The sequence below is a fragment of the Sphingobacterium pedocola genome, from assembly GCF_015209965.1.
Lineage (GTDB): Bacteria > Bacteroidota > Bacteroidia > Sphingobacteriales > Sphingobacteriaceae > Sphingobacterium > Sphingobacterium pedocola.
Window position 1 is genome coordinate 804,569 of record NZ_MU158689.1, and the last position, 20,229, is coordinate 824,797.

Sequence of the window (20,229 nt, forward strand, 5' to 3'; positions counted from 1 at the left end):
ATTTTTTAAAGTCTGCAAAGATATATATAATGTTTTTAAATATAAAGGCTTAAGTGTAAAATGTTTTAATCTATGACGGTACTAACTAATTAATGTAAAGTCAATTTGTCTTTTTTCTAGGTCCACTTTCTTTACTTCGATTTGAACCTCATCTCCCAGCTGGTACACCTTCTTTTTACGTTGCCCAATAATCGCATAGTTCTTTTCGTCTAGCGTGTAAAAATCGTCAGTAATGTCACGAAGGCGTACCATCCCTTCACATTTATTCTCTGCTATTTCTACATACATGCCCCATTCGGTCACACCGGATACTAATCCTTTATATTCTACGCCGATTTGATCTTGTAGAAACTCGGCTTGTTTATATTTAATTGAAGCGCGCTCCGCCTCTGCTGCCTTTTTCTCCATCTGCGAAGAGTGTTCTGCCATTTTCTCATAATGCTCGGCATTTACTTTATCGCCACCATCTAAATAAAATTGAAGCAAGCGGTGTACCATTACGTCAGGATATCTCCGGATAGGAGAAGTGAAATGCGTATAATAGTCGAAGGCAAGGCCGTAATGAGAAGTGTTCTTGGTCGTATAGATGGCTTTCGCCATAGAGCGCACAGCAAGTGAGGTAAGCAGGTTCTGCTCTTTTGTCCCCTCGATTTTTGTCATCAGCACATTGAGGGATTTAGCAGTCTCCTTGTCTGATTTGATATTAAGCTTGTGTCCGAAGCGGAGGGCAAATTGTGAAAAGTTAGCTAATGTGTCTGGTTTTGGTACATCGTGAAAACGGTATACAAAAGCTAGCTTGTTTTTTCCGCGACCCTGTTTTCCGATGTATTCGGCAACTTTACGGTTAGCCAGGAGCATAAAATCTTCGATCAGCTTGTGGGCGTCTTTTCTGACCTTTGTATATACGCCCAGTGGTTTTCCGTTTTCATCCAGGTGGAATTTGACTTCTTCGCTTTCGAAACTAATAGCTCCGTTTTTGAATTTGCGCTCGCGGAGGATATAAGCAAGCTCATTTAGTTTCAATAGTTCTTGGGATAACTGCCCTTCTTTATTCTCTATGATTTCCTGAGCTTCTTCATAGCTGAACCGACGGTTCGAATGTATGATCGTGCGGCCAAACCACTGGTCCAGGATATTTGCTTTTTCGTCTATTTCAAATACGGCCGAAAAACACAACTTATCTTCGTCGGGACGTAATGAGCATAAATCATTCGATAGGCGCTCAGGCAGCATCGGGATTACACGGTCGACCAGGTATACGGAAGTGGCACGCTCGAAAGCTTCTTTGTCTAGCGCACTATCCGGGATTACATAATGAGAGACATCTGCAATATGAACACCGATTTCGTAATTCCCATTTTCTAATGTCTGAAACGAAATAGCATCGTCAAAGTCTTTCGCATCCGCAGGGTCAATAGTAAAGGTGAGGGTATTCCTAAAATCACGGCGTTTGGCGATTTCTTCTTTGGTGATTTCGCCAGAGATGCTATCTGCAGCTGCTTCTACTTCTTTCGGGAAGCTAAGCGGAAAGCCGAAGTCTGCCAAAATCGCATTCATCTCGGTATTGTTCTCTCCTTTTTTTCCAAGGATGTCCTTTACTTTTCCGATCGGGTTTTTGGCATTCTTCGGCCATTCGATGATAGATACCACTACTTTCTCTCCGTCTTTCGCTCCGTTGAGATTGTCTAGCGGAATAAAGATATCGTGGTTCATTTTTCGGTCATCAGCCAAAAAGAATGCATAACTTTTAGATATATCGATCGTACCAGTGAAATCTGTCTTGGCGCGTTGAATGATTTCGACTACTTCACCCTCTCGTTTCTTGCCCTTGCCACGTTCGTAAACGTGCACCTTTACGATGTCATTGTGCAATGCCTGACGGAGTTTTCTTGGAGCTACAAAAATGTCACTTTCCAGCTCGTCATCGGGTACGATATAAGCGGATCCATCGGCTGTCATGTCGACCTTTCCGGTAACGTAAACATTGAGCTGTTTTAGCTTAAATTTTCCCCTTTCAGGTTGGGTAAACAGTCCGGATTTTGAAGCGTCGTTGAGGATGTCTGCAACGGCAACTTTTGAATCGGAATCGGATATGTTTAGTTTTGCAGCAACTTGTTTGTAGTTGAGTTGTTGATTCGCAGACTTCTCAAAAATATCTACAATCATCCGTGTTAAAACTTCCTTATAAGGGTTCTCTTTTTTTGATTTCATTCGTTAACTTTTTAAATGCATCCGTTTCTAAAGTAGGAGGGTGCCGACTACTTGATGTATATAACATTTTTACGGAACGCTTGTTTTACGCACTTGCATTAAACATGATGAGCCCACCGCTATCGGTGGGCTGGTGTCCGGCCAGTGAGTTGAAATTGTTACGGATGAAATATACAAAAAAAATAGCTCGAATGCGTGTTTTTTTTTTGAATGAATTTGCCCGTAATAGATGCGTTTTGTATTTGTTTATTTTTTTATTTTATTTAGCTTTATTAATATTCTGATTATAAATGTAATATATGTAAATATTGCTAAAATATTTTTTTGTAGAAGTGCTTCTGTATGCTTTGGAACGTGTTTGGTCCGGATGTATGGCGTTTCGGAGTATTTTGCTAAATAATTCAATTAAATTTTTTATATCTTTAATTGAATATAATATGTTCTTTTTTAGTTTTTTATATTTTTTTTTATAAAATTTTAGCGATGTAATATCGTTGTAATTTAGCCATATTTTTTACGTAAAGAATACCTAGAGTAGCCCATTAAAGGCTTCAACGTAAAATTGGAAAATGACTTGTATTATTGAACTTCGGACTGACAGTTTTTACATAACCCAACAGCATTGATTGCAATGGAGTGTAAGGAAAAGTTGGAAGGAAGATTAATCTTTGGCAGAGAAATTTCATTGAGACAATATACACTATTGCATACTGAACATATGAAATGTACATGCTGATCATGGTGGTGATGTTCGGTACATTTTGTAGAACAGATGGCGTAAGTAGCCGTGCCATTTAGGTCAAAAATCTTGTGTAAAATTCCTTTCTCTTCGAAGCTTGCAAGAATGCGATATAGTGTAACCCTGTCAATATCTGCCCCCAATAGTTTCTCTAATTCGGGCTGCGAAATGGCTGCGGTTTTGGTCGATACGATTTCCAAAACACGCAGTCGAGGCTGTGTCACTTTAAGCTTGTTTGATCTTAACAAGTGATTGAATTCTTCAGTCTTTTTTTTACCAATAATACTGTTATTTTCTGTATCCATACCGGTAAAATTACGGAAAAATTAGTGCATAAAAAAACCGCCTTGTATCCAGTACAAAACGGTTTTATTTTTTTAAAAAAATGATTTTTTATTTGCCCGCCGCTTTTGCGTGATCTGCCAAAAATTGAGCAAGACCGCTATCTGTTAGCGGGTGTTTTAATAACGATGTAATTACGGATAGCGGACCCGTCATTACATCAGCACCGATCTTTGCACAGCCTAATAAATGAGCACTGTGACGTACCGAAGCAGCTAAGATTTGAGTAGAGAATCCGTAATTGTCATAAATCAATCGAATATCTTCAATCAAACCTAATCCGTCTACCGAAATATCGTCAAGACGGCCAATAAAAGGAGAAACATACGTTGCCCCCGCCTTTGCAGCCAATAAAGCCTGCCCCGCAGAGAATACAAGTGTGCAGTTAGTCTTGATACCTTTGCTGCTAAAATATTTGATTGCTTTGACACCGTCTTTGATCATAGGTACTTTAACCACGATCTTGCTATCTAAAGCGGCTAACGCTTCGCCTTCTTTGATCATATCGTCGTATGTCGTGGCGATTACTTCTGCACTTACATCTCCATCAACAATTGCGCAGATCGCTTTATAATGGTTAATTACGTTCTCGTCGCCGCTGATACCTTCTTTTGCCATTAAACTTGGATTGGTGGTAACTCCATCAAGGACGCCTAGATCCTGCGCTTCTTTGATTTGAGCCAAATTGGCTGTGTCAATAAAAAATTTCATATGTAAAATAAATTGTTTTTAAGATACTTAAAGATGTATGGTAAAATGTTGAAAATCAGTTCTATGAAAGTTGTTAAAACTTTATGTTTTTAAAGCTGTTACAAAGGTAGTTATATTCTTTTATAACTATAAAATTTTAGCGCTAAATTAGCCTATGTATATAATAAAGAATCGATATCAACATTAATGGAGATTTTTAGATCCTTACAATACCCCAACTTCAGATTGCATACAATTGGTCAGTCACTTTCACTTTTGGGAACCTGGATGCAACGTATTGCGATTAGTTGGCTCGTCTATAAATTGACAGATTCTATCTTTTTGCTGGGTTTTGTTTCGTTTATATCTTTACTTCCGTCGCTGGTTTTATCACCTTTTATAGGAAGTTTTGTCGATAAGAGACCTAAATATAAGTTGGTGCTCAACACGCAGATCTTATTAATGATCCAGGCGGGTTTACTTACTTTGCTTGTTTTTTTTGGTAAGGAGTCTGTAATTTGGCTTAGTGCATTGGGTTTTATGCAAGGCGTGATTAATGCGTTTGATGTTTTGGGCAGGCAGGCTTTACTCGTGTCTTTAGTTGATGGAAGGAAAGATTTACCGAATGCAATCGCCTTAAATTCGTCGGTGTTTAATGCCGCTAGAATGGTTGGACCTGCAATCGGCGGTATATTGTTAAGCGCTTACGGCGAATTGGTCTGCTTCTTTATTAATTTTTTGAGTTTTATACCTGTTATTACAACCTTATTGCTCATGCGTGTCAATGAGGAACCCAACACCAGCCTGAGAGGTACCTCTAACTGGCGAGGACTTGTGGATGGATTTGACTATTTAAAACGATCGCCTCATATTGCCTCTTTAATTGTTATTATGAGTTTTTCGAGCCTGTTTGTCATCCCTTATACCTCGTTATTGCCTGCCGTAGCAAAAGACCTATTCTTGGGAGACGAAACTACATTCTCTTGGTTCGAGAGTGCAGCTGGTCTTGGTGCGATGATAGGGGCGATAAATATGGCGCGGTTGAAATCTGGAGAGAACCTACGTTACCGCGTGTTATTCGCAGCGCTCCTGATGGGAATAGCACTTATTCTTTTGGCTTTTTCACACTTTTTGCCTTCTGCTCTTATCTTTACGGTCTGCGTTTCTTTCGCAATGATGATGCAGAACTCAAGCATCAATACGTATATCCAAACGCATGCTATGCCCGCTTACCGCGCACGTATCATGTCTTACTATGTAATGGCATTCCAAGGAGTCTTCCCTATTGGAAGCTTACTGATAGGTGGCATTGCTGAGATGATGGGGATTAAGGCGACTTTGTATTTGATGGGATCCCTTGGTGTATTGATCTCTATTGCCTACTATACCTATCTTCGTTTGCATATTCATCGTCGTTTATTTAAGACGCGTACTTCGTGATTGTAATCGCAGTGTGTGTCTTTTATAATCAATTACTGCTCCATACTTCAACAGGATGTCACCGCCCAAAACGCCAATAACAGGAGCAAAATTCATTTGCTCATAGGCATAATTGATAGAGGAGAGGTCAAGCACCGCCACCTGAAAATTCTTTGTTGACCAGTCATGAATGCGAAATAATGGAAGATCTAGTGTGAAACTTTGCATGTTATTCGTACCTAACCCTGTGGATAATATATTTGTATTTTGGAATTTGCTTTCTTCAATTCCAGCATTTAAAAGCGTAGTCTTATCCAATACCGTTTTCGAGGCTCCGGTGTCGACAACCATTTTAAAAGGCTTGTCAAAAATCTCTACTTCTATAATGATATGAATGCCATCTCCTTCCAAATTGAGCGCTATTAAGGGTATAATCTGCATTTAAAAAATAATTCTGTATTGAAAAAACGTAAACAGGTAATGTCGTGTCAATAACGAAAACGTACAGGTTTGTTTGCGTTTCGGTTTATATGCAATTTTATGTAAGTTCGATTTCTGCTATATTAGATTGTTTGTTTTTAGTACATTATTCATGTTGCGTACAGCATCAGCACTGGCTTTGAAGAGCTCCTTTTCCTGGTCGCTCAATTGAATAGGAACGATTCTTTCCCATCCATTCTTATTAAGAATAACGGGCACGCCGATATTGATGTCTTCTTCACCGAATTCACCCTCCAAATATACAGAAGCGGTAAATAATCGATTCTGATTTAATACGATACTCTCTACCATTGCGGCTGCGGCTGCTCCGGGAGCATACCAAGCGGATGTACCGATCAGTGCGGTAAGCGTTGCTCCCCCTACCATCGTTTTTTTAACAATCTCCTCTTGCTCTATCTCATCCAAGAAGTGCGTAACCGGAATACTGTTCCACGTGGCGTGTTGGATTAAAGGGATCATCGTTGTATCACCATGGCCGCCGATCACAATCGCATTTAAATCGTTAGGAGAAGCATTAAGTTTACTTGCTAACTGATATTTAAAACGTGCGGAATCCAACGCTCCCCCCATTCCAATTATTCTGTTTTTCGGCAATCCACTCGATTTAAGCGCTAAATAGGTCATCGTATCCATAGGATTTGATACAATCAGAATAATGATGTCCGGTGAATACTTTACTAAATTTTCAACAACAGTCTTTACAATATTCGCATTGGTCCCTATTAGCTCTTCACGGGTCATGCCCGGTTTTCGTGGAAGGCCAGAAGTCACAATAGCTACAGAAGATCCTGCGGTCTGCAAATAATCATTTGTTACCCCCTTTATATTGGAATCAAATCCTAATAATGCAGCTGTTTGCATCATATCCTGTGCTTTTCCTTCAGCTACACCTTCTTTAATATCCAAAAGAATAATTTCTTCAGCAATATTTCTTCTGACTAGATTATCTGCTGTTGTAGCTCCTACAGCACCAGCACCAATAACAGTTAACTTCATAGCATCTATTTTGAGTTGTTGTCTTTTTAAAACTACGAAATATTGCTTGAAAACGCGAATGATATAGACGCAAAATCCGAAGAAATTTCTTCGGATTTGTCTTTTAAAAAGGATAGCCTATCGCTAAATTGAAAATCAGGTTGTTTTCTCTCCATTTTCCACTGCCGAAATCGATATCCTTGAACACCCATCGGTCCGATTTAGCATTGTAGGGAATTCTAAATGGAATGGCAAAGTCAGTTCTTAAAATCAGAAAATCAAAATCAAAACGTAAGCCGGCACCGCCACCTACGGCGAGCTCGGATAGAAATTCTTTAGACAGCCTGCCTCCTGGCTTATTATCATCCCTATTTTGCAGCCAAATGTTTCCGGCGTCTACAAAGGCTGCCCAGTGTAAGAATCCCGCTATTTTAGCACGGTACTCCGTATTGAGTTCGAGTTTGTAATCTCCCGTCTGATCGGCAAAAAAATTATCCTGACCGAGGTTTTCTGGAAGAGAAGATCCGGGACCTACAGATCTCGCCCGAAACGCACGAAGTCCATTGGGACCGCCGGTAAAATACTGTTTCAAATAGGGGAGGGAACGCGAGTTTCCATACGAATAACTCGTTCCGATCATAATACGCGAGGCCAATTGTGAGTTAGTCGATAGTTTCATGTAATGCCTGAAATCACCCTCGAGCTTAATAAACTGACTATAGACCGTATTAAAGAGTTCTTTTATATTTCCCTCGCTGGCATTGGCGCCCTGGATAAGCCCCAAAACGTTACCAGAAAGATTGATACCTCCTTTGAAGTAAAACGTGTGCTTTCTTTCCTGCTCCATCGTGTTCGTATACGTAAAGTTGTAATTCGGACCAAACGAAAATTGAGGTTCGATAATGTGTCTCAATGTCGGCACTGTATCCATCTGTGCTTCGTATTCGGGAGTTACGTTACGAGGTTGTACGTATATAATTTCTGCAAGTGCCAAATCATGTTGCTTTCTGTCATTTTCTTTCCAATTGTATCCATAATTAAGACTGGTCGAATTGAGCGTATAAGCGGTGCGTCTATTTAAAAATTCGTAACCTAATTTCAAATAGGTTCTGGGGATAAACTTTCTGGATGGCGCCCATTTATAGGGAGATAAAAGGCGAGGCCATGTAATGGTTGCTTCCGCACCATACCGATAATAGGATGAGTTGAGATTAACATTGCCACCAGTTTGGGTTTCATATCCACCAAAAACGTTCAGGGTCAATGTTTCGAAACCACGGAATGCATTTCGTAGTGTCCAGGTAACATTTGCTTCAGATCCATTGTAGACTGTAGCGGTTTTGCCTAGTACTTCAAAGCGTAAGGATTTTTTAGGCAGTGGTGTTAAATAATAATATATATCTAATGTATTTGTCGAGTCGGGGCTGTCCTCAAAATTGTTCTTAACAAATTTAAATGTGTTTAGATTGACCAGATGATTGATCGTCTGATTGTGATCATGTCGATTATACAGTTGGCCTCTTTCAAAAAAGATATGGTTGGCAAGTACTTTTCGGCGGTAGGTCTTATTCCGATCGATAATGTAATAATTATCATTGAACAATTCCTGATTTCGGAGACGGTTCTGCCGCTGATATCCTTCTGTGGTTAACGTGTAATTAGGATAAATGAATATATTGCCTATTTTTTGCGGATGTACGGCTTTCTCTGAAGTTTCCGGTTTCAAATTGACAAACATATCCACCTTATGGTCACCTATGGTGCTATCGACTTCGACCAAGAGGTTGTCTGGGCTGAAGTAGTAATAACCTTGGTTCTTGAGGTCATCGTCTATACGTTCTCTTTCATTGATTATAACATCTAGATTATAGTTCTTTCCGTTCTGTAATAGGGATTTATCCCGGGTCTCTAAAATGTCCTTGCCGATTTGTCGCGCGCTGTCGATGTCAAATTTGACTGCATTGATCCGATAGATGCTTCTCGGAATACCGTAGTAGGTAACCGTTGCCAGCTTTCCGTTAATAGAGGTGTCCGAAAAAAAAGAAGCATTAAAAAAACCGAGGTTTTCTAGACGGTTTCGGAGTAAGTTCTCGTTATACTCGCGGTTCACGTCGCTTAATAGCACAGGCTCTTCTCCTTGACGTTTAAGCCATCTTCGGACGAAGTTTGTAGTAGTGTCGGGACCACCCCCCATATTCCAAAGCGATAATTTCCACCTCCATCCCAGAAGTTTTGCATTCGGTTCCGGACGCAACATGGATGCGAGGCTTTCTTCGAAAGCTTCTTTGCGATCGTTGGCTACACCGCTATCGACCTTTAACTCGACTTTACCCTCGTCATACAATTTTTCATCTTCCGTCAGGTATTTGGTGGAATTACACGAGCTTACGAAGAGGCCAAGAACAGCTAATAACATTACTATCTTTTGGTTATTCATTTTCATTCCTTTCCTCATCTTCATTTCTTATCACGGTATTTGCCGTGTCTTTTATTGCTTTTTTCGAATTCGTATCGGTATTGTTTTTGGTCGAATCTTGCTGTTTCAATTCCTCTTGCTCTCTTTCTTCCACTCGTTTCCGGAATTCAGGATTGTGTTTCATAAGACTGTCTCGCAAAATTAAACGTACGCTATCACGATATACAGAGTCGGTTTCCATCCGATCCACATCAAATCTCCTTCTGAAGCCTCTTGTGTCCGTATTATAGTATTCTTCTAAAGCCTTAGAATTCATAAAGAGTTCTTTAAACCTATTGTAATCCATGGTCATAACGAATCCAATGCCTGTTTCAACAAATTGCCCCTGTAAAGTGGCTTGATATTGATTTTTGCGATATACACGGGCGAAATAACGACCGTCTTTAGATAGTTGGTAATCCAATGAAATGTCTCCAGCTATATTGTTAGGCCTCTCACCAGGACGGGTATTCCCCTCTACCTCAAAATTAGATCCAATGGTGATCTTAAGCCTATCGTCAAAAAGCATTTTTGATATACCTACATTGAGGTCGGTCCTGTTTTGTCCCGATCCGGTCAGATAATCCTGTTCTGATTGTAAATTGAAATCTAATTCAACTCCTTTGATCAAATCGGAAGCGAGGTTATTGAGCTGACCGGTAAGAAAAGAACTAACTGAACTTCTGGCGATTCCTTCTACGCCGGCGCCACCGGAAAGGCTTTCAAATGGATTGGCTGACATGAATCTTCCGAGAATAATTAAAGAGAAGACCTGTTTATTTAATTCTGCCGGATCATCGCGAAGTGCTGATAAACCTATATTGACTTTGCTCACGACGTCTTGGGAGACAATGGCGTTATTTTCATCTAGATCAATATCAAAATTGATGCTGGGCTTGAATAATTCACCAGCTAAAATTAATTTAACATCAAATGGAATACGTTGCTTATAGAGGTTCTGATTTTCAGCACCGATTTGGTTACTCACCAGTTCAAGCGTCGGAAATTTCCCTTTATACAGTGCCGTGATGTCCATCCGAGCATCTAACGGATCGCCATTCCATGTAATAGTACTCCCTTTTTGGAAATTAAATTGTCGACTTACCGGGCCAAAGTTAAACGAATAGTTTCCGTCTTCGACGGTGTACGTGCCCGACATCGTAATGTTACTGTTGGCATCTATCGTAGTATTCAATTCGGCTACACCTTGTATATTAAGCGCATCTTGTGATCCTTCATCGATAATGATCTTGAATTTAGCTTCTCTATCAGTGGATAGGTTGAGCGCTAGATCAAATCCGGATAACGAAGAGGCGGTAGTTAACGAATCTAGCTTAGCGAATACATTCGTGCGGGCCGTATCGCTTTTGTTTACGAATTTTACCACACCATCACGTTCGGCTACGCCCGGGTTATCATTGGGCACAATTAATACAAAGTCGGTGTTTTCATTTGCTTTGACATTCCCGTCTATTTTGGGTTTATTGAGATCTCCCGTAATACGGATGTTGGACGTTACGAACAGCTTCCCAAAGAAGAGATCATTATCCTCACGAGTCGAATTTACCACCGCGAAATCATCGGTAGTTAAATTTAAATTGAAAACAAAATCACCATAGGTAGCAGTCCGTATGGTTCCATTTAGTTTTGCTGTATTACCTTTCAAATCTTTTATTTCAAATTGCCTAAACTGTATGCCTTGATTGTTGAAGGTGATTTTTTGATTGTCCATTAAAAAATCGGCATTCAGCATGGTAACATTTAATTTACCTTGCTGAAAGATTAAATCTCCATTTATTTTCGGAGTTTGTGTGGTGCCGGAGATTTTAAGTGAACCTGTGAGATCCCCATCGGCTCCCTGCAAATAACCCAAGCTAAAGGCTTCTACCGTTTTCAATTTCATCGGTTTTAAGTCTAGTGTTGCATTGAAAGTGGATTCACCAGTAGGGGGAGTATAATATTCACCTATTAATTGCACATCGTTGCCGTTCTCCGTGATGCGGACGTCCGCAGCAAATGTGTTTTCAGTTTCATTATTCACCTTAACAAGGACATTGCCAACCGTATCTTGTCCAAAATAGAATTTTAGTATCTCAAGATCGGAAACGAATACCGGATTGCTCTCCAGGCGAGAGACCGTTGCCGAACCGTTGATCCCGCCACCCAAATTTAAGGTTTCTGATTCGAGCATTTTACTAAAGGTCTCAATCCTAAAATCATTGAACGTTACGTCGATAGGCGCATTTAGCGTAGAGTCTTGCGACTGGATCAACAATTCCTGTCCATTATTTGAGAGTTTAAAATCATGAGCATGAATGCCATCCGTCCCAAAGGTGATTTGATTGGCGGATGAAATATTCCATTTATCATAATTCAGCATAAGACCGTCTTCAAATAGACTTAAGATATAATTATTTTCGTTAACCGCCATCTTCGCCCCTAGATGATAGCGGTCTTTCTCTTGTTTATCCTTAATCCACAGACCAAAATCAAGGTTGTTTTCAATTACCTTTCCACTCAATACCGTATTGATCAATTCAATATTGCTGATTTTTATCCGATTGATCAATGCCGAATAATACAGTGTACTATCTAATGTATTGATGTCTATACCCACATTTTCCACTTCCATGCCATCATATATCACCTTCGGCGCGATTAATTTGGCCATAATACTTTTACTCTTGCTATCAAAAGTACCATCCAGTGTCACATCTTGCATTTCTTCAAGCTGTGGAAAGAAGTCGCGGATAAACCGAGAATTATTTATTGCAGCTGAAAATTCGAAGTTTTGATCCTCATACCGTGTTGTGTCTGAAGGTATATTTTTTGGGTTATAATACACCTGAGTAATATCTTGTATGGAACTTCCGAGTTCGGTAAGTTTGTATTTTCCAACTAAATGCGCGTTAAAAAATTCTGAATTCAGCACCAATGTATTTCTGTTTGTATCTGCGGTTGCTGCCAATGATATGGTATCTAAAGCAAACCGATTCTCATTGTAAGCTATAGACGACTGGGTAACGTCAATTTTCCCGTTTAAATGATTTAAATCAGCCGTTTCAAAATCCGCAGTTATTTTCCCATGGTAACGAATATGATCGGTCGTTAAATTCAGGTTCTTTAGATTCACACTATCTACCATCAATTGCATGTTTACTTTAGGATATTGTCCCCGCATATCCCCAGCGAGATCAAGGTTGAATTTAACATTTGGGTCGGGACTAACTATGTTTCCAGCAATATCGCCATCACTCGCGGTAAGATCAAGTACGATCCCTTGATAGCTGTAGCCCATGGCATCCAATCTGTTAATTGTTCCATCGACTTCTGCCATCATAGTCTGCGGATTTAGTCCCTGCCCTTTTATGTTGGCTTCCATTGCAATGATCCCCAGTACGGAATCCTGATTCAGGATATGGCCAATGTTAAAGTCGTCTATCGATACGTATGCATCGTAAGTGGTATCTCTCTGCCCCATATTTAAAGAACCATTTACGGTGGCGTTCCCTTTATCGGTTACTAGGCTCATATTGACGTCTCCGCCAGACATCCCACCTTTTAAGGTGCCCGATAATGAAATGGAGTTAGGTAGTTGTATACTATCGGGAAGCAAAGATTTATCTACCAATCGTTCAATATCGCGTCTGCTGGTCGTTAGCTTTTTAAGGTTAAGATTAATATTCATGCGCTCCATATCTGGTAGTCCTTTGATATCTGCGCTAGCAATGATATGCGTATTGTCGAGGGTCTTAAATTCCAGTTTTGGAATATGTAGGTCATCTAGTCGGCCATGTACACGGCCGTCTACGTAAAACCGTTTTGCCATTAATGGTTTCATCGCATCCATACTCTCCAAGTCAGGTATAAAGTACCGTATATCTGTCATATCGATCTGGCTTCTACTAATGCGAGCATCGATAGTCATTGCACTTGGATTATTGCTGATGGTCTCTAGCGAAGGGTAGGTTACTTTGATGTAATCGCGAATAATGGTCTTATCCGTCTCTGCTAATAAATTTTCAATCGTAGCCCCAGTGCCCGAATACACGAAATCTGCTTTTAGCTGTTTGAGATAAAAGCCGGAATGATCTTTTACAGAAAGATTTGCCAGGGAACCCGAAATGGAATCTGCGGAGTAATAGAGATCGTCCAATCCCCCAGCTAGATCGGTTATCTTAATATTCGAATAGTCAAATCCTTTCGTGCGCGCTTGATTATCGTCTTTAAACCAAAAGTTGGTTTTTTCTATCGAAAGTTTGTCTGCTGAAACGATCCATTTCATCGACGAACTCGTATCTGCTGAGGTGCTATCTACATTTATGTTATTTTGCTTTCCAAAGAGTACATACGAATCTGAACCTTGAAGCATGATTTCGTTGAGTCGAACGATTTCCTTATTAAGATCTATTTCTTTAACATTTGCCGACAGGTTTTTAATGTCGAATTTAGTATCCATTGCGGAAGAACTATCCGCATACCGTATTAAAATATCTTTCAGGATGATTGACTCGGTGGCCAAATTGGGAAGCAGCGAAGAATTTTCTACAGACTGATCTGTAATGCCGAAATCTTCTGCAGTAGGAGCAACCGTCTCCGTGGCCGGAGCCCATTGTTTGATATCGGCACTTAAACCCGTAATATGAATAACAGGAATGTCAAAAGACATATTGTTGGTTAGGTCGAAATTTTTTACACGGGTGTCAAAATGTGTTAAATTGATATTGGCAGAAGTACCGATCATATCATCTTTGTAAGAGAAACGAATACGGTCGAAATTTACTTTATCAATGTCAAATATCAAAGCCGACGTAGTGTCTGCATCGGTAGCGCTTTCTTTTTCTGTTGTAAAGGCGTTTAATATATAGTCAAAATTGAACGATCCATCCGGTGCTGTGCGGATTATTTTAGCAGTAATACCCGCTAAATCGAGCTCTTGAATTTCGATTGTATTCTTAAATAACTTGAACATATTGATATCCACGGACAGTTTTTCGCCGGCTATGAGGGTGTCTTGACGCTGATCCTCAAAATAGACATTCTCCAATACCAATTTTTTAGGAAAAGTGATGTGGATATAACCAATATTGACCGGAGTGCCAATTTTGGTTTCTAAATAATTAGTTACCTTTCCAACTACATAATTCTGTACGGAGGGCAATCTAATCAAGAAAATAGCTAGTAGAAGCAAGGCTATAACAGAACCTACAATCCAAAGAATGGTTTTTAAAAAAATACGGCTGAATCTGTTCAATTTACGTGTGTATATTAAGTGGACCTATTATGACTTATTTTTAATAACGTAAAAATAAATTAATTGTTTATGTTTTAAATGTTTTTTGATGCTGATTTGCAATAAATACGTAAAACATTTTCTTATCAGCCTAGATTTTTTTTTATTCGTAGGCTTAATTCCCAAATTTTTCCTAACTCTGTAGTTAGGATTGTCTTTTTAAATACAGCTGAATATACGAAATAGCGTTTTAGTTAATGCATTAAGCTACATGATATTTTGCGAAAATAATTGCGAATGAAAATATTAATTATAGAAGACGAGGTAGAACTATTGCATAGTGTGCAGGAGTTTCTAGAGCAAGAAAGCTATTTGATAGAATCCGCAACCCATTATAATGCTGCGGTGGAAAAGGTGCTTGCTTATCAATACGATTGTGTATTATTGGATATTATGTTGCCTGGAGGAAATGGCTTGGATATTCTTCGTGTGCTTAAGAAAGAGAAGAAAGATCAACCCGTACTGATATTATCTGCCAAAGATTCCGTTGAAGATAAAGTGTTGGGACTGGAAATCGGAGCCGATGATTATTTAGCAAAGCCATTTCATCTTTCGGAATTGTTAGCGCGGATCAAATCCATTATCCGTCGACACATGCACCATGGTGACCCAATTATTTCTTACAAAGATGTTAAATTGAATCCAGATTTACGACAGGTACTAGTCGGTGATAAAGAAGTCACATTAAATAGGAAGGAATATGATATTTTGTACTACTTGATACTGCGTCCGAATAAACTGATGGAAAAAACGACTATTGCGGAGACAGTATGGGGAGACAACGTCGACCAGGCAGACAATTTAGACTTCATCTATTCGCAAATAAAAAATTTAAAACGTAAGTTGAAAGAGGTGAATGCACAGGTAGATATTCAAGCAGTATACGGAGTGGGGTATAAGTTGATTTAAGTTATGAACGTTTCGGTAAAGAATTACACGAATAGATACATCATTATTACCATACTGGTCATAATGGCTATATGGGCTTTGTTGTTTTATGCGGTATTGATGGATGAAGTGTATGACAATGTAGATGATGGACTAAAGAATCAAAAGATTGAGATTATTCGAGAGGCATATGCCAATTTGGACATACTGAATAATACCCGGGAGTTTGGAATTAACCAGTATCGGATATTACCCGGAGATGCAGCTGATTTTACAGACAGAAACCGTTTTACGAATGAATTGATTTATATGCCTTACGATGAGGAAGATGAACCTTATCGGGTATTGAGAACTGGGTTTTATAGCAAAGAAGGGGATCCCTACCTGCTGGAAATACGCACTTCTACGGTGGAAGAAGATGACTTTCTAATCAATTTAGCTATTTCTTTAACCATACTTTATCTTGTTATTGTCTTGAGTATTCTCGTGGTGAATCATTTGATATTAACCAAAGCATGGCGTCCATTTACCCGAACCCTTTCTAATCTCAGCAATTATCGCTTCGGAGACATGTCTTCTTTTCAACCCGTAGAAACAGAGATTAAGGAATTCAACGAACTCAATAGGCAGATTAGCCTTATGATTCAACGTAATGAATCTGTTTTTAGTGAACAAAAGCGGTTCTTGGAAAATGCTTCCCACGAGTTGCAGACACCTCTAGCTATTACGATAAATAAATTGGATCTTTTGCTGCAAGATGATGAACTTTCGGAACCACAACTTGTCAAAATAGCGGAAGCAAAACAATCTCTCCACCGGATGGTAAGCCTTAATAAGTCACTTTTGATGCTCTCTAGAATAGATAATCATCAATACAAAGAAATTGAAGAGGTAAATTTTAACGAACTAACGAAAAGACTTTTACAAGAGGTCGAAGATTTTGTTAATTTTCGGGAGATAAAATTTAATTTGACCGAGGACGCCGTATTTAAAACTTTCTGTAATCCCGATTTAGCCGCAATATTGATTTCCAATTTGCTTCGTAATGCGATTAAATATAATACCAACCCCGGTGAAATAGGCATTCAAGTTTCTTCAAATACACTTGAGATCTCTAATCCGAGTAACTCGGGAGCATTGAATCCACAATATATTTTTGAACGTTTCCACAAAGGATATCAAGATAGCCAGTCTAATGGCTTAGGGCTTTCGATCGTTAAATCGATTGTAGAAACCTATTCCAATTTGGACATAATATACCGATTTGAAAATAATTTTCATATTTTTTCACTTGTTCGCGTGTAATTCCTAATTCTTTCCCAATTCGTGTCTGAAATTTGTTTTAACTAAGTGCAAGAATCCATCGAATGATTCTTGCGCCATTACTTAAAAAAATATAGATATGAACAAAAGTATTACAAGCATGATGACAGCTCTTTTTTTTATGGTTGTTGTGATGGTTCAGGCGCAAGAAAAGATTATTCAGTTTGCGCAATTACCTCAACCCGCACAATCGTTTATCAAGACCTACTACCCCAAAACGTCGGTGTCACATATTACCGTGGAAAGTGAGTTTCTTACTGAAAAGGAATATAAAGTCGTATTAACAGATGGTGTGAAGATAGAATTTGACGGTAAAGGGAGTTGGACGGAAGTAGATGCCCAATTGAATCCTGTACCCACTAGCATCGTACCTGCATCTATACATGCGCACATTAAAAAGAGTTTTCCGAATAATAATATCGTTCAAATCTCGAAATCACCTCGCCTATATGAAGTTGAATTGACAAACGGTTTGGATTTAGAGTATAACAAAAAAGGTGAATTTGTACGCATAGATGATTAAATAACGAATAAAACATATAAATAGAATGAAGATGAACAAATTACTTTTAGGAATACTGTTATTTTTCACGATTACTTTCGTAAGTGTTTCATGTGAAAAAGAGAAAATTGTTGGATTAGATGACCTGCCGGCAACTGGGACGACATTTTTGAAAGAACATTTTAATAACGTGGCAATTTTAAGTGTCACTAAAGAAAAGGAAGGGCTTTCAGGTACGGAATACAAAGTGCTATTAGATAATCGTACTGAAGTTACATTTGATAAAAATGGAAACTGGAAAGAGGTGGATGCCGCAGATAATATCGCTATTCCAACTACTTTTATACTCCCAGCAATTGTTAATTATGTAAATACAAATTATCCAAATGCCGATTTTAACAGTATCGAACGGGAAAATGGTAACTTCGATGTTGAATTGACGAATGGATTGGATCTAGTCTTTAATAAGCAGGGAGATTTTGTTCGAATTGATCCGTAAACGAAATATGTTCTGTACAAAACAAGAGCAAACGTCGTGTTTTCTCTTGTTTGTTTCAGTTTATACCCACGTAATGATCAGTTGAGAATCGTCCGAAAAGTTAAATTGATGCGCGCATTGGACACCTTGGTAGTTGGAGGCAGACGGTGCAACCAATGTGACTGCGTACTGTCTTTCATAACTAGAAGACTTCCATGTTCGAGATAGATATCCACCTTCTCTTTCCTTTTTTTGTGTTTGAATGAGAATTTTCGTTGCGCACCAAACGTCATCGAGGCTATCGCTCCGTTGGGTTTCAGGTCTTTTTCTGCATCACTATGCCAAGCCATTCCTTCGCTTCCATTGTGATATAGATTAAGTAAACATGAATTAAAATTTTCTCCACTTGCTGTTTCTGCTAATTCTTTCAATTCTAGCAAATCCGAGCTCCAAGGTAGGGCGATCTTTTGGATACCTGAATAACTGTATTCGAACGCACGGTCGCCATACCATGCAATTTTCCTTTTCGTGTAAATATGCTTCCCAAATATAATAGCTTCATCGTTTTTCCAAGCGATATGATGCATAAGTCTTTCATAATAATGATCCGCTGACGCACAGATAACGCCGTAATAATTAACAGTACCATCATACGGGAGTAGATTTTTTACGGAATCTGATGCATTAAATAGTTTCATCTTGCTCCGAGTTTAGCTGTGCATTTTCCCAACCTATTATGGCTGCTTTGCGTGTCGGATTCCACATATAACCTCCAAATACCCCTGTCGACTGGATGACTCGGTGGCAGGGAATAAGGTAGGCAATTGGATTGCTTCCGATAGCAGTTCCTACGGCTCTAGAAGCTTTTTTATGGTTTATTTGTTTCGCGATAGTGCCGTAAGTAGAGAGACCTCCTCTCGGGATTTTTAGTAACGCTTCCCATACTTTTAATTGAAAGGGAGTGCCTTTTAGATGGAGTTTTAGTTGCGGTAAATTTATAGTCTCGCAGCTAAAGATAGAATTTGCATGGCGGTGAACTTCTACTTCCTTCTTCACATAGGTGGCGTTGGGGAATTTTCCTTTTAGATCGTATATGCCTTGGGTCGTATCTTCCAAAAAGCCCATGTAACAAATTCCGCTTTCGGTAGAAGCAATCAAACTCTGCCCGAAAGGAGTGAGGCTAAAGCTATAAAATATAGTAAGGTTTTGACCACCATTCTTATATTCCGCGGGAGTCATTCCCTCAATTTGGACAAATAGATCGTGAAGCCTGCTGCTACTGGTCAGTCCCGTTTCATATGCCGTTTCGAAAACAGTGTGCTTCTGGTTTTCTAAAAGTTTTTTCGCATGGGATACACTAATATATTGCAAAAATTTTTTTGGACTCGTGCCCGCCCATTCTGTAAATAAACGCTGGAAATGGAAAGGGCTGATATGCACGTGTGCAGCAAGCTCTTCTAGACTGGGTTGATGACGGAAATTATCTTGTATATACGCTATTGCTTTGGCAACGCGTTCGTAATTGATCTGCTGTTGTGTAATTGTCATATCCAAATTTCGAAATTGAAAAGCACAGATAAAATCCGGATCTTGCTCAATTAATATCGGCTCCTCTAATTTTTTCAATCACGTCAGTGATACATTATTTAGCTAAGTATCCGCCGTCTACAGGATAATAAGATCCGGTAACAAATGACGATTTGTCACACGCTAACCATAAAGCAAGTTCAGCGACCTCCTCAGGCCTTCCCAGTCGTTGCAAAGCATGTTGAGTAGCTAGGTAGTCGCTTGTCGTCGTATCCATATTTGTATCGATAAGAGGCGTGGTGATAAAGCCAGGACCAATAGCGTTGATACGTACCCCTTTGGCTCCGTATTCCCATCCGGCTGTTTTTGTTAGACCAACTACTCCATGTTTGGCAGCGGCGTAGGCCGAAGATAGCGCAAATCCTACTTGACCTAATATGGAAGCCATGTTGATGATACTTCCGCCTACTTTTTCTATTTCGGGCAATTGATAGTGCATACCATAAAACACGCCATTTAGATTAATATCAATCACTTTTTTCCAGGAATCAAGAGAGTAATCACCCACCGTAGCCGCATCGCCACCTACACCAGCATTATTGACAGCAATGTGTAGTGCACCGAAGTTTTCAATAGCAACCTCAACTATCTTTTTATTGTCTTCTGCCGAGGAAGAGTCTGCCTTGATGAATAAAGTACTTCCATCGCCAAGTTCATTGACCAGCTGGTGTCCCAATTGTTCATTGAGGTCAGATATGACTACTTTTGCCCCCTCTTTTACAAAAAGTTCTACAATGGCTTTCCCAATACCGGATGCTCCTCCGGTCACGATAGCGATTTTATCTTGTAACTGTCCCATGATCTTTGATTTTTAATTCATACAAGT

The 20,229-nt window shown here is 39.4% G+C and carries 15 protein-coding genes; 5 read left to right on the forward strand and 10 right to left on the reverse strand.

The window, feature by feature from the left end; genetic code table 11:
* Nucleotides 1-81: 81 nt before the first annotated feature.
* From rnr to fsa, 3 genes are all read right to left on the reverse strand, one after another.
* Nucleotides 82-2,211, reverse strand: a complete 2,130-nt coding sequence (rnr, locus tag C4F40_RS03360) for a ribonuclease R (protein ID WP_196937960.1) — start codon at nucleotides 2,209-2,211, stop codon at nucleotides 82-84.
* Between the two features lie 579 nt (nucleotides 2,212-2,790).
* Nucleotides 2,791-3,255, reverse strand: coding sequence for a Fur family transcriptional regulator (locus tag C4F40_RS03365; protein WP_196937961.1), 465 nt, complete (start codon nucleotides 3,253-3,255; stop codon nucleotides 2,791-2,793).
* An 88-nt stretch (nucleotides 3,256-3,343) separates the two neighbouring features.
* Nucleotides 3,344-4,003 (reverse strand): fructose-6-phosphate aldolase, encoded by a 660-nt coding sequence (gene fsa, locus C4F40_RS03370; protein ID WP_196937962.1) that lies wholly within the window; start codon nucleotides 4,001-4,003, stop codon nucleotides 3,344-3,346.
* 186 nt (nucleotides 4,004-4,189) lie between these two features.
* On the opposite strand from fsa, the gene C4F40_RS03375 reads away from it, so the two are divergent.
* On the forward strand, nucleotides 4,190-5,422 hold the full coding sequence (locus tag C4F40_RS03375) for an MFS transporter (RefSeq protein WP_196937963.1): 1,233 nt from the start codon (nucleotides 4,190-4,192) through the stop codon (nucleotides 5,420-5,422).
* On the opposite strand, the gene C4F40_RS03380 is transcribed toward C4F40_RS03375, so the two are convergent.
* From C4F40_RS03380 to C4F40_RS03395, 4 genes are all read right to left on the reverse strand, one after another.
* Complete coding sequence (locus tag C4F40_RS03380; protein WP_196937964.1) at nucleotides 5,399-5,842, reverse strand: aspartyl protease family protein; 444 nt, start codon at nucleotides 5,840-5,842, stop codon at nucleotides 5,399-5,401. The two genes, C4F40_RS03375 and C4F40_RS03380, sit on opposite strands and share 24 nt — an antisense overlap.
* A gap of 117 nt (nucleotides 5,843-5,959) precedes the next feature.
* Nucleotides 5,960-6,898 carry a malate dehydrogenase gene (locus C4F40_RS03385; protein ID WP_196937965.1) on the reverse strand — a complete coding sequence of 313 codons (939 nt, stop codon included), beginning with the start codon at nucleotides 6,896-6,898 and terminating at the stop codon, nucleotides 5,960-5,962.
* A gap of 103 nt (nucleotides 6,899-7,001) precedes the next feature.
* Nucleotides 7,002-9,338 carry a translocation and assembly module lipoprotein TamL gene (tamL, locus tag C4F40_RS03390; protein WP_196937966.1) on the reverse strand — a complete coding sequence of 779 codons (2,337 nt, stop codon included), beginning with the start codon at nucleotides 9,336-9,338 and terminating at the stop codon, nucleotides 7,002-7,004.
* Nucleotides 9,307-14,586, reverse strand: a complete 5,280-nt coding sequence (locus C4F40_RS03395) for a translocation/assembly module TamB domain-containing protein (protein WP_196937967.1) — start codon at nucleotides 14,584-14,586, stop codon at nucleotides 9,307-9,309. Before C4F40_RS03395 ends, tamL begins: the two co-directional genes overlap by 32 nt.
* A 276-nt stretch (nucleotides 14,587-14,862) precedes the next feature.
* Between C4F40_RS03395 and C4F40_RS03400 the strand changes: the two genes are divergently transcribed.
* The 4 genes from C4F40_RS03400 to C4F40_RS03415 all read left to right on the forward strand — a co-directional run bounded on the left by C4F40_RS03400 (nucleotide 14,863) and on the right by C4F40_RS03415 (nucleotide 17,837).
* Entirely contained in the window at nucleotides 14,863-15,534 is a 672-nt protein-coding gene (locus tag C4F40_RS03400) for a response regulator transcription factor (RefSeq protein WP_196937968.1), read from the forward strand.
* Between the two features lie 3 nt (nucleotides 15,535-15,537).
* A complete protein-coding gene (locus tag C4F40_RS03405; protein WP_196937969.1) occupies nucleotides 15,538-16,818 on the forward strand; it encodes a sensor histidine kinase in 1,281 nt (426 codons plus the stop codon).
* A 97-nt stretch (nucleotides 16,819-16,915) separates the two neighbouring features.
* Entirely contained in the window at nucleotides 16,916-17,359 is a 444-nt protein-coding gene (locus C4F40_RS03410) for a PepSY-like domain-containing protein (RefSeq protein WP_196937970.1), read from the forward strand.
* A gap of 31 nt (nucleotides 17,360-17,390) precedes the next feature.
* Nucleotides 17,391-17,837 carry a PepSY-like domain-containing protein gene (locus C4F40_RS03415; protein WP_196937971.1) on the forward strand — a complete coding sequence of 149 codons (447 nt, stop codon included), beginning with the start codon at nucleotides 17,391-17,393 and terminating at the stop codon, nucleotides 17,835-17,837.
* Nucleotides 17,838-17,914: 77 nt separating this feature from the next.
* On the opposite strand, the gene C4F40_RS03420 is transcribed toward C4F40_RS03415, so the two are convergent.
* The 3 genes from C4F40_RS03420 to C4F40_RS03430 are packed head-to-tail and all read right to left on the reverse strand — an operon-like array spanning nucleotide 17,915 to nucleotide 20,202.
* Nucleotides 17,915-18,514, reverse strand: coding sequence for an alpha-ketoglutarate-dependent dioxygenase AlkB family protein (locus tag C4F40_RS03420; protein ID WP_196937972.1), 600 nt, complete (start codon nucleotides 18,512-18,514; stop codon nucleotides 17,915-17,917).
* Nucleotides 18,501-19,442 carry a methylated-DNA--[protein]-cysteine S-methyltransferase gene (locus C4F40_RS03425; protein WP_390881606.1) on the reverse strand — a complete coding sequence of 314 codons (942 nt, stop codon included), beginning with the start codon at nucleotides 19,440-19,442 and terminating at the stop codon, nucleotides 18,501-18,503. The genes C4F40_RS03420 and C4F40_RS03425 overlap by 14 nt, the downstream gene beginning before the upstream one ends.
* A 16-nt stretch (nucleotides 19,443-19,458) precedes the next feature.
* A complete protein-coding gene (locus C4F40_RS03430; RefSeq protein WP_196937973.1) occupies nucleotides 19,459-20,202 on the reverse strand; it encodes an SDR family NAD(P)-dependent oxidoreductase in 744 nt (247 codons plus the stop codon).
* Between the last annotated feature and the right edge of the window lie 27 nt (nucleotides 20,203-20,229).